Here is a 9,333-nt window from a genome sequence, read left to right on the forward strand (position 1 = left end):
GCCCAGCCGACGAGCCGGGGCCGCCAGCAGCCACCACGGCCCCGCTGCCCAGCAGGGCCCCAGCAGCTGCGCCAGCACGTAGGGCAGCACCCGGCGGCCCGGGAAGCGCCCCGCCGCCCAGAAGCCAACGGTGACGGCTGGGGTTGACGTGCGCGCCGCTCACGTGCCCCAGGCCCTGAATGATAATTAGCACGATGAGCCCGAAGGCGGCGGCCACCCCGCCGTGGCCAATGTTGTGCGCCTGCTCGTCCACCACCACCGCACCCGTCCCAAAAATCAGCAAAAAGGCCGTGCCGAGCACTTCGGCCAGCAGGCATTGGCGGAGGGTAGGCGTCATGCAAGTGGGCCGGGTAGGGGCCTGGCAAAATAAGCGCCCACGTGGGGCGCGGGCGACTGACTCAGATAGAAAAAAGGCTGAAGGGAGCCGGGGCCCCTACGCCACGGTGCCGCCGCAGCTGGAGCCCGCGCCGGCGGTGCAGCCGTAGCAGTGCTGGTTGACTACGATGGGCCGCTGGGCCAGGGCCGCGGCGTCGAAGTCGCGGATGTGCTGGCTGGTGCTGGCCACGTGCAGGTCGAGCATCTGGTTGAAGTCGCAGTCGTAGAGGCCGCCGTCCCAGCCCACCGAAATGGTGTCGCGGCACATCACGCCGGCGGCGGCGGTGGGGTTAAAGGCGTTCACCAGCTTCTCCATGTAGCCCGCGTAGTTGCCCGACTCCACGAGGTAGTCCAGAAACCGGCTCACCGGCAGGTTGGTGATGGCAAAAAGCTGGTTGAACACAATGCCGTGGTCCTTGAGCAAGGCCTGCTTGAACTGCCGCTCCAGGGCCGCCTGGGGCCCCGGCATGAACGCGCCGGCCGGGTTGTACACCAAGTTCAGCGTCAGGCCGCTATCCGGCTGGCCGTAGCCCACAGCGTTCAGCATTTTTAGGGCCCTGATGGAATCGTCGAACACGCCGTCGCCGCGCTGGCGGTCAGTTTTATCGGCCGAGTAGAAGGGTAGGGAGCTGACCACTTCCACGCCGTGCTTTTTGAAAAACTCGGGCAGGTCGTGGTACTTCTTGTTGGCCACGATGATGGTCAGGTTGCAGCGCACCAGCACCTTGCGGCCCAAGGCCGAAATCTGCTCCACAAACCACCGAAAATCCGGGTTCATCTCGGGCGCGCCGCCCGTGAGGTCCACCGTCGGAATATCGGTGGTGGCCAGCGCGTTGAGGCAGAGCTGCATCGTGTCGCGGGTCATGATTTCCTTGCGGTCGGGGCCGGCGTCCACGTGGCAGTGCTTGCACACCTGGTTGCACATCTTGCCCACGTTGATTTGCAGCACCGCCGGGGCCACCGGCTTCAGGGGGAATAAGTTCGCCTCCCGCATCTTCTGGTGGAAGGGCGGCAGGTGCAGCACATCCACCACTTCCTGGCGCAGCACGGTGAGCTGGAAAGCCGAATCGGCAAACTGGTTACCGGTGGCTTTGAGAGATTTTATCATGGTTAGTAGCGTGGATTCTGTGAGTCCGCGCGTGGGAACGTTGGATAACCTAACAACGCGCGGACTCGCAGAGTCCACGCTATTACTTTACATCGATAACTCTTTGACCTTATTCATCATCTGTACGCCGTGGACTAAGGTGGCGCCGCCGCGAATGGCGGCGGCCACGTGCACGGCTTCCATCATTTCGGGCTCGGTGCAGCCTTTTTCGAGTGTGTCGGCCGAGTAGGCGTCGATGCAGTAGGGGCACTGCACGGCGTGGGACACGGCCAGGGCAATGAGCGACTTCTCGCGCGCCGTGAGGGCCCCTTCGGCGAATACGGCCCCGTAGTAGGCGAAGAATTTATCGGCAAACTCCTTCTGAAACTCGCCGATGTTGCCGAATTTCTTGAGGTCGGCGGGGTTGTAGTACGTTTCCATGCGGGGGGGATTTTAGTAAAATACGAAGAAAGGACAGCGGGTAGATTGCCGGCGGGCTATTCGTAAAAATTGCGCATTCGGCGCTGGGAAGTTAGCACCACCCAGTCGCCGAGGCGGGGCAGCAGCGAATGCACCACCAAAATGAAGCGGCCCAGGGCCGAAATAACGGTGCGCCGCCGCCGCCGCCGCACGTGGCTCAGGATGATGGCGGCCACCTCGGCCTGCGACTTTTGCCAGCGCGGCGAGCGGTGCGCGATGGGCACGGGCCGGCCGGCCGCGTCGAGCACGCGCTTGTCGGGGTCATTTTGGGTAAAGCCGATGTGCACTACCCCGAAATGCACGCCGGTGCCGGCTAGTTCCAGGCGCAGCGTGTGGGCCAGGTTGGCCAGCGCGGCCTTGCCGGCGCAGTAGGCCGAGCCGCTGGGCATGCCGTTGAGGGCCGAGATGGAGGAAATGAACGTGACGCTGCCCTGGGCCGCAAGCAGGTGCGGCAGGGCCGCCTTGAGTGGATACACCGCGCCGTACACGTTGCTGTCGAGCACCTGCCGGAACACGGCCGGCTGCATGTCGGCGAAGTAGGCCCGCTGCGAAATGCTGGCGTTGGCAATCAGGATGTCGAGCCGGCCGAAATGGGCCAGAGCCGTGGCCACGAGCCCTTCACAGGCAGTGTAGTCGGTCACGTCGGCCAAGCAGGCGGCCACCCGGTAACCCTCGGCGGCCAGGGCCTGGCGGGTGGCTTCGAGGCGCTCGGCCTGGCGGCCGTTGAGCACCACGGCGGCCCCTAGGCGGCAAAAGGCGCGGGCCGTTTCGCGGCCGATGCCCGACTCGGACCCCGTAATCAGGGCGACCTGGCCCGCCAGCGGAAGCGTGTTTTTGTCAGACATAGCCGTGGGTTTTAAACCAGGCAAAAGCATCAGCCACAGCTTGGGAGACGGGGGTTTGGGGCAGGCTCAGCTCGGTGCGGGCTTTTTGGGCGGTGAAGTAATGGCCGTCGTTGGCCACGGCCGTCATGCCTGAATTTACCTGGGCCGGGCGGCCGGTGAGGCGGGCTTTGAGGCCGCATACTACGCCGTAGAAATTGGCCAGCGGGGGCAGCACCGGCCAGCGCGGGGCCCTAACCCCCAGTATTTCGGCCATTAGCCCAAAAGCCTCTTTATAGCTCAGATTCTCATTGCCAAGGATATACGACTCGCCCACCCGGCCCTGGGTGAGGGCGTTGACGGTAGCCACGGCCACGTCGTGCACGTGCACGTAGTTTTTGCCCCCTAGGGGGTAGCCGGGCAAGCGGCCGGCGTGTAGCGCCAGCAGCAGCGTGCCCGAGGTGGGCCGGGCATCGCCGGGGCCCAGCATGAAGGTGGGGTGCACCAGCACGGCGGGCAGCTGCTCGCGGGCCACGGCGGTCAGCACGCGGTCGGTGGCGGCGCGCTTACTGTCCATGTAGTCAAGGCCGTAGCGGCGGCCGGTGTAGGGGCGGGTTTCGTCGCCGGGGTGGGCTTTGGTTCCAAAGCCGAAAACGTTGGCCGTGCCCACGTACACGAAGCGCTCAATGCCAGGCTGCCGCGACATGCGAAGGGTATTTTCAGTGCCACTAAGATTGGTGAGTACCACGGCTGGGTTACGGGCGGGATTTACTTGGGCCAGTGCGGCAACGTGGATAATAGCCCCACAACCCGCGGCGAGGCTAGTCATGGTTGCCTTGGTGGCCGCGGGAGCTAGGTCAAATTCCACTACCTCAATGGGCAGCGCCTGTAAGGGCGGCAGCGCCGGGCTCGCCGCGCTGCCGGGCCGCACCAGGGCCCGCACGGGGTAGCCGCGGCGTAGCAGTTCGGCTACGAGGTGGCGGCCCAAAAAGCCGTTGGCGCCGGTTACGAGCACGCGGGGGAGCGGAGGTGGCAGGGACATCAGCGATAGTTGAGCAGGGCCTTGTAAGTGCGCGCAATGCGCGGCGGCGGCTGCTTGAGGAAGTACATCGCGAAGGCCGTGAGGTTGGCCAGCTGTACGCGCAGCCAGCCGTTGGTTTCGTATTTGCGAGCCGACACTACCACGTCGAGTGGCACGATGTGGAAGCTGGCCACCCGCCGGATGCGCTGGATAAGCTCGAAGTCCTCCATAATGACAAAGTGCTCATTGAAGCCCCCTAGGTGCTCAAACAGCGCCCGCGTAACGAACAGCGTCTGGTCGCCGCCCCGGCTCATAATGCCTTTAAAACGAGTGCCGTAGCTATTGATGCGCAGCAGCGGGTGCGGCGAGTCGAACCGGAAGCGGTAGCAACCTGCTGCGTGGCCCTGGGCCACGGCCGCCGCGATGGTGGCCACGTAGCCGGGGTGAATGCCTACGTCGGCGTGCACGAAATAGAAGACGTTGCCGCGCGCCTGTTGGGCCCCGTGGTTCATTTGGGCGGCGCGGCCGGGCTTGGGTGATTGTAGCACCGTGGCCCCAGCGGCGCGGGCGGCCTCGGCGGTGCCGTCGGGGCTATTGGCATCCACCACCAGGATTTCCACGGTGCCCGGTGGGGCGTGGCGGCGCAGGTCGCCCACCAGCCGGCTAATGTTGGCGGCTTCGTTGTAGGTGGGGATGATTATGCTGAGCATTAAGCGGAGAAATGGCGGGAAGCCGCGAAGCTACTAGCGCCGCCACTTACCGCCGGCAATCTTTCCGGCCGTAGTTTGCCGTATAGTACAGCGATGAACAAACTTATGAAAACCTCGACCCTGGCGGCTTTGGTGCTGGCCGCCGGTACGCTCACCGCCGTAGCCGTGGCAGTGCCCGGCCTCAACCCCGTGCCAACGCCCACCTACACCGTGGCCGCCACCGGGGCCCTGGTCGACCACAGCCCCTACGACAAGCTGCTCAAAAAGCACGTCAACGCCCAGGGGCTGGTTGATTATAAGGGTTTTAAGGCTGACGAGGCGGCTTTCAATCAGTACCTGACCCTGCTGAGTAAGAACCCGCCGGCGGCCAACTGGAGCAAGGCCGACCAGATGGCCTACTGGATTAATGCCTACAACGCCTACACCATCCGCCTCATCCTCAACCACTACCCGGTCGAGAGCATCAAGGACATTGGCTCAAAAATCAAGATTCCGTTCGTGACCACGCCTTGGGCGAGCAAGTTTTTCAGCATCGGCGGCGAAAACATGAGCCTCGACAACATCGAGCACGGCATTCTGCGCAAGAAATTTGACGACCCGCGCATTCACTTCACGCTGGTGTGCGCGTCCATCTCGTGCCCGCGCCTGCGCAACGAGGCCTACACGGCCGCCCAGCTGGAAAAGCAGCTCGACGACCAGGGCCGCGACTTTCTGAACAACCCGGCCAAGAACAAGATTGGTAAGTCGGAGGCCCAGCTCTCGAAGTACTTCGATTGGTACAAGGGCGACTGGCAGAAGAACGGCCAGTCGGTGGCGAAGTGGGTCAACCGCTACTCCACGACCAAGATGGACGACAACACCAAGATTAGCTATCTGGACTACAACTGGAACCTGAACAAGCAGTAGAATTTGTTACATAAGCATTAGCTTATGCTACCTTAAAACCCGAAGATGAGTTACTTAGAAACCACCGCCGACGTGTACCGCCAGGCGGCCCAGGAGCCCCAGGTGGGCTTGTGCTGCACCACCAACCCCGTGTGGCAGCTGCCCGGCCTGAGCATCCCGCCGCGCATGCTGAGCATGAACTACGGCTGCGGCAGCACCGTGAACCCGCGCGACCTCACCAACTCGCCCACCGTGCTCTACGTGGGCGTAGGCGGCGGCATGGAGCTGCTGCAATTTGCCTACTTCAGCCGCCGCCCGGGGGCCGTAATTGGCGTGGACGTGGTGAGCGAAATGCTCGACGCTTCGCGCGCCAACATGCAAACGGCTGAGCAAGAGAACGATTGGTTTAAAAGCGACTTTGTGGACCTGCGCGCTGGTGACGCCCTGCACCTGCCCGTCGAAGACGAGAGCGTGGACGTGGCGGCCCAAAACTGCCTGTTCAACATCTTCAAGCTCGACGACCTCCGGCGCGCCCTCCAGGAAACCTACCGCGTGCTCAAGCCCCACGGCCGCCTCGTGATGTCGGACCCCACCTGCGAGCAGCCCATGAGCGACGAGCTGCGCGCCGACGAGCGCCTGCGGGCCCTGTGCCTCACCGGCTCGCTGCCCCTGCAACAGTACCTCGATATGATTGCCGAAGTCGGCTTCGGCACCATTGAGGTGCGGGCTAAGCGCGCCTACCGGGTGCTCTCGCCCCAGCACTACGCCACCGACGAGGTGATATTTATCGAGAGCGTGGAAGTCTGCGCCATCAAGGACCCCATGCCGGCCGATGGGCCCTGCATTTTCACAGGCCGCACCGCCATTTTCTACGGCGGCGACGAATATTTTGATGACCACAAAGGCCACGTGCTGATGCAAAACCAGCCCCTGGCCGTGTGCGACAAAACCGCCGGGGCCCTGGCCGCGCTGGGCCGCGACGACATTTTCATCTCGCCCTCGACCTACCACTATGACGGCGGCGGTTGCTGCTAATTTCCATTTAACATTTAGCAATTAACATTTAACAATTCGTAGCATGCTGCGGTACGTTGCAGGTTCTTATTTATTAATAACGAAGGCGTTAAATGTTAATTGCTAAATGCTAAATGAAATACTGCTCAGCGCCCTACCCCTGGCAGCGGCCGCCCAGGGCCCCAAGGCCGCGGCGGCCGAGGTGCGGCACTACGGCATTGAGGTGGCGGGCCTGCGGGTGGGGACGATGACGGCCACGCGCCAGGCCCCGGTGGGCCCCGACGTGACGTATGCGCTGGTGAGCGATGTGAAGGTGAACTTCCTGTTCTACCACCTCAAAATTTACTACCAGGTAACCAACCGTTTCCGCAACGGTCAGTTGCTGCTCTCGACGGTGGAGGCGCACACCAACCAGGGCGATTTTGCCTCGCGGGCCGAGTGGAAGGGCGACCACTACGACATCGTGGCCGACCAGTACAAGCACCACTACAAGGCCACCGAAACGCAGCCCATTCGCTACGCCGTTACCAATATGTTTTTTGGCGAGCCGCCGGCGGGCCAGGCGCGGGCGTTTGCAGAGTATTTCGGCGACTATTTCGTCCTGAGCCGGGGCCAGGTGGGCCGCTGGCAGGCCATGCGCGACGGGCGCGAGGACGAGTACCAGTACGCCAACGGCCAGCTGGTGACCATCATCAAAAAGAACCCGCTCAAGAATTTTATCATTCGCCTGCTGCCGGAGTAGGCAGGAAATCAAAAAAACAGTGAATTAAAAACATAGAATTAAAGCCTTTGATTTACCATTTCAGAACCTACGCAACACGCTGCTTTTTAGCCCCAGCGGGGCGGAACGTCGGTAGCAAATGGCCGTAAGCAAACGAGAAAGCCCCAGCGAGGCGACCCGGACGATTGGGTCGCCCCACTGGGGCTTTGGTTTTATTAAGCAATTTCTTACTACCGACGGGCCGCCCCGCTGGGGCTGAAAGTGCGTAAGCCCTACATTTTTAATTCTGTAAAACAGGCTCTGAAACCCCTTTAATACACCGGCTGGCCGCGCTGGAGCCAGATGCCCCAGGTGCGCGAGTAAGCGTGTATGCGGTTGGTGGGCTGGTTCGCCGCCGTGACTACTGGCTGGCCCTCGTTGACCCACTCGAAGAGGCCGCCGTAGAGGTTGCGCACGTCGGTGAAGCCGGCCTGTTTTAGCTGCGCGCCGATTTTCTCGCTGCGCGCACCCACCGAGCAGTACACCACAATGGGCGCGTTTTTGGGCACGTCCTGCACGGAGGCCAGCGAAAAATTATCGTAGCCCACCAGCCGCGCGCCGCGCAAGTGGCTGACGGCAAACTCCGGGGCCTCGCGGGTATCGAGCAGCACCGGGCCGGGCAGCTGCTGGAGCTGAGCCACGCTCACGAAGGGCACCGACTCTTTGAGCAGGCCGTTGAGCATGACTGAGTACAGCTTATTGGTCGTGGGCGGGGCATCGGCTTGGCGGCTGTGGCAGGCGGCCACCAGGCCCAGCAGCAGCAGCCCAGCGCCCAGCCGCAGCCCAAAGGAGGAGAAGGTCATGCCCCGAAATACGTAGCTGCGCCCCCCGCCGGTTGCCCTAGCCCCGGCGCTCGTGCCAGGTGTAGCCCGCAAGCGTGCCGAAGCCCGCCACCAGCAGCACGTGAAACGGTAGCAGGCCGTAGCTGCCGTAGTGTAAATCCGCTGCCAGCCCCGCCAGGAAGTAGGCCGTCAGTACGGCCTGCGCCAGGGGTAGGGGAGTGGTCAGGTGAGCGCGGTAGGCGGCCCCGTTGCCGGGGCCCCCGGCCCCCAGCTTGGGGGTGCGCACGAAGGGTGAGGCCTGGCGCAGCCAGCCCTGCACCACGGCGCGGGCGTTGTGCAGGGCTAGGCCCATCGACAGGGCCAGAAACAGCAGCAGCGTGGGCCCGAACCAGCGGCCCGCGTGGGGCCCCGCCCGCCGCCAGGCCACGTAGTAATAGTAGGCCAGCGGCGCCAGCGTGAGCACGAAGCCGGCGGCCAGCCGAAAAACTGGCTCGAAATCGGGCCGGTATGCTCGCACGAACACCAGCGGTACGCTCAGCAGCGCCATGAGCAGGATGACGGCAAAAACCGAGCTGTTGAGCAGGTGGAAGGTGGCGTGTAGCTTGGTGGCCAAGGCCAAACCCGGTGCGCGCCACACCCGGCCGAGGTGCTTGCGGGCGGTTTCGGCGGCGCCCTTATTCCAGCGGTGCTGCTGCGCCTGGAGGGCCCCCAGGTGGGCCGGCAGCTCGGCGGGGGCCACCACCTGGGGCAGGTACCGGAAGCGCCAGCCGCGCAGCTGGGCGCGGTAGCTCAGGTCGAGGTCTTCGGTGAGGGTATCGGCGTGCCAGCCGCCGGCATCCACGATGCAGGCGCGCCGCCACACGCCGCCCGTGCCGTTGAAGTTGAGGAAGTGGCCGCCGGCCTGCCGGCCCACCTGCTCCACCAAAAAATGCGCGTTCAGCCCGAAGGCCTGGAGGCGGGTTAGCAGGGAAACTTGTTCGTTGAGGTGGCCCCAGCGGGTTTGCACCATCCCGATGTCGGGGCGGGTGAAGTAGGGAATGACCCGCCGCAGAAAGTCGGGTTCGGGTAGAAAATCCGCGTCGAAGATGGCGATGAACTCGCTGTCGGTTTCGGCCAGGCCGTGGGCCAGGGCCCCGGCTTTGTAGCCCTGGCGGGTGGGGCGGCGCACGTGCGTAATATCCAGGCCTTGCGCCTCATAGTGTGCCACGCGGGCGGTGGCCAGGGCCACGCCCGCGTCGGTCGAGTCGTCGAGCACCTGAATGCGCAGGCGGCCGGCCGGGTAGTCGAGGGCAGCGGCGGCATCGAGCAGGCGCTCCACCACGTTTTGCTCATTATAAAGGGGCAGCTGCACCGTTACCAGGGGCCACGCGGCGGGCGCGGGCGGCGGGGGCAGGGTGG

Annotated in this window: 11 protein-coding genes and 1 pseudogene; 3 read left to right on the top strand and 9 right to left on the bottom strand. The window is 63.8% G+C overall.

Going from position 1 to position 9,333, the window contains the following annotated elements; genetic code table 11:
• The 7 genes and pseudogenes from BEN49_RS30825 to BEN49_RS06850 all read right to left on the bottom strand — a co-directional run.
• A partial coding sequence (locus BEN49_RS30825; RefSeq protein ID WP_369073207.1) for a hypothetical protein occupies positions 1-90 on the bottom strand: 90 nt, incomplete at its 3' end.
• A gap of 106 nt (positions 91-196) precedes the next feature.
• Positions 197-337, bottom strand: a pseudogene (locus BEN49_RS30830) (hypothetical protein); the annotation flags it as partial.
• Positions 338-433: 96 nt separating this feature from the next.
• Positions 434-1,480 carry an arsenosugar biosynthesis radical SAM (seleno)protein ArsS gene (gene arsS, locus BEN49_RS06830; protein ID WP_070742316.1) on the bottom strand — a complete coding sequence of 349 codons (1,047 nt, stop codon included), beginning with the start codon at positions 1,478-1,480 and terminating at the stop codon, positions 434-436.
• A gap of 90 nt (positions 1,481-1,570) precedes the next feature.
• Positions 1,571-1,903: an arsenosugar biosynthesis-associated peroxidase-like protein gene (locus tag BEN49_RS06835; protein ID WP_070742308.1), complete on the bottom strand. Its 333-nt coding sequence runs from the start codon at positions 1,901-1,903 to the stop codon at positions 1,571-1,573.
• A gap of 56 nt (positions 1,904-1,959) precedes the next feature.
• Positions 1,960-2,787 carry an SDR family oxidoreductase gene (locus BEN49_RS06840; RefSeq protein WP_239691847.1) on the bottom strand — a complete coding sequence of 276 codons (828 nt, stop codon included), beginning with the start codon at positions 2,785-2,787 and terminating at the stop codon, positions 1,960-1,962.
• Positions 2,780-3,805, bottom strand: a complete 1,026-nt coding sequence (locus tag BEN49_RS06845; protein ID WP_070742310.1) for an NAD-dependent epimerase/dehydratase family protein — start codon at positions 3,803-3,805, stop codon at positions 2,780-2,782. Before BEN49_RS06845 ends, BEN49_RS06840 begins: the two co-directional genes overlap by 8 nt.
• Positions 3,805-4,494 (bottom strand): TIGR04283 family arsenosugar biosynthesis glycosyltransferase, encoded by a 690-nt coding sequence (locus tag BEN49_RS06850; RefSeq protein ID WP_070742311.1) that lies wholly within the window; start codon positions 4,492-4,494, stop codon positions 3,805-3,807. The genes BEN49_RS06845 and BEN49_RS06850 overlap by 1 nt, the downstream gene beginning before the upstream one ends.
• 105 nt (positions 4,495-4,599) lie before the next feature.
• On the opposite strand from BEN49_RS06850, the gene BEN49_RS06855 reads away from it, so the two are divergent.
• From BEN49_RS06855 to BEN49_RS06865, 3 genes are all read left to right on the top strand, one after another.
• Positions 4,600-5,400, top strand: coding sequence for a DUF547 domain-containing protein (locus BEN49_RS06855; protein WP_094123117.1), 801 nt, complete (start codon positions 4,600-4,602; stop codon positions 5,398-5,400).
• Between the two features lie 45 nt (positions 5,401-5,445).
• A complete protein-coding gene (gene arsM, locus BEN49_RS06860; RefSeq protein ID WP_070742312.1) occupies positions 5,446-6,414 on the top strand; it encodes an arsenosugar biosynthesis arsenite methyltransferase ArsM in 969 nt (322 codons plus the stop codon).
• A gap of 106 nt (positions 6,415-6,520) precedes the next feature.
• Complete coding sequence (locus tag BEN49_RS06865; RefSeq protein ID WP_070742313.1) at positions 6,521-7,135, top strand: DUF6134 family protein; 615 nt, start codon at positions 6,521-6,523, stop codon at positions 7,133-7,135.
• Between the two features lie 290 nt (positions 7,136-7,425).
• Here the strand turns inward: BEN49_RS06865 and BEN49_RS06870 are convergent, their stop codons facing one another.
• Positions 7,426-7,956 carry a rhodanese-like domain-containing protein gene (locus BEN49_RS06870; RefSeq protein ID WP_070742314.1) on the bottom strand — a complete coding sequence of 177 codons (531 nt, stop codon included), beginning with the start codon at positions 7,954-7,956 and terminating at the stop codon, positions 7,426-7,428.
• 37 nt (positions 7,957-7,993) lie between these two features.
• Positions 7,994-9,333 (bottom strand): cellulose synthase family protein (locus BEN49_RS06875; protein ID WP_070742315.1); only part of this gene is annotated, 1,340 nt, incomplete at its 5' end.

The organism is Hymenobacter coccineus (assembly GCF_001816125.1).
In the GTDB taxonomy this organism is placed as follows: domain Bacteria; phylum Bacteroidota; class Bacteroidia; order Cytophagales; family Hymenobacteraceae; genus Hymenobacter; species Hymenobacter coccineus.

Bases quoted from the DNA above. Each gene is read 5' to 3' on its own strand.
- BEN49_RS06835 (WP_070742308.1), bottom strand. From the start codon at position 1,903: ATGGAAACGTACTACAACCCCGCCGACCTCAAGAAATTCGGCAACATC.
- BEN49_RS06840 (WP_239691847.1), bottom strand. From the start codon at position 2,787: ATGTCTGACAAAAACACGCTTCCGCTGGCGGGCCAGGTCGCCCTGATT.
- BEN49_RS06845 (WP_070742310.1), bottom strand. From the start codon at position 3,805: ATGTCCCTGCCACCTCCGCTCCCCCGCGTGCTCGTAACCGGCGCCAAC.
- BEN49_RS06850 (WP_070742311.1), bottom strand. From the start codon at position 4,494: ATGCTCAGCATAATCATCCCCACCTACAACGAAGCCGCCAACATTAGC.
- BEN49_RS06855 (WP_094123117.1), top strand. From the start codon at position 4,600: ATGAAAACCTCGACCCTGGCGGCTTTGGTGCTGGCCGCCGGTACGCTC.
- arsM (WP_070742312.1), top strand. From the start codon at position 5,446: ATGAGTTACTTAGAAACCACCGCCGACGTGTACCGCCAGGCGGCCCAG.
- BEN49_RS06865 (WP_070742313.1), top strand. From the start codon at position 6,521: ATGCTAAATGAAATACTGCTCAGCGCCCTACCCCTGGCAGCGGCCGCC.
- BEN49_RS06870 (WP_070742314.1), bottom strand. From the start codon at position 7,956: ATGACCTTCTCCTCCTTTGGGCTGCGGCTGGGCGCTGGGCTGCTGCTG.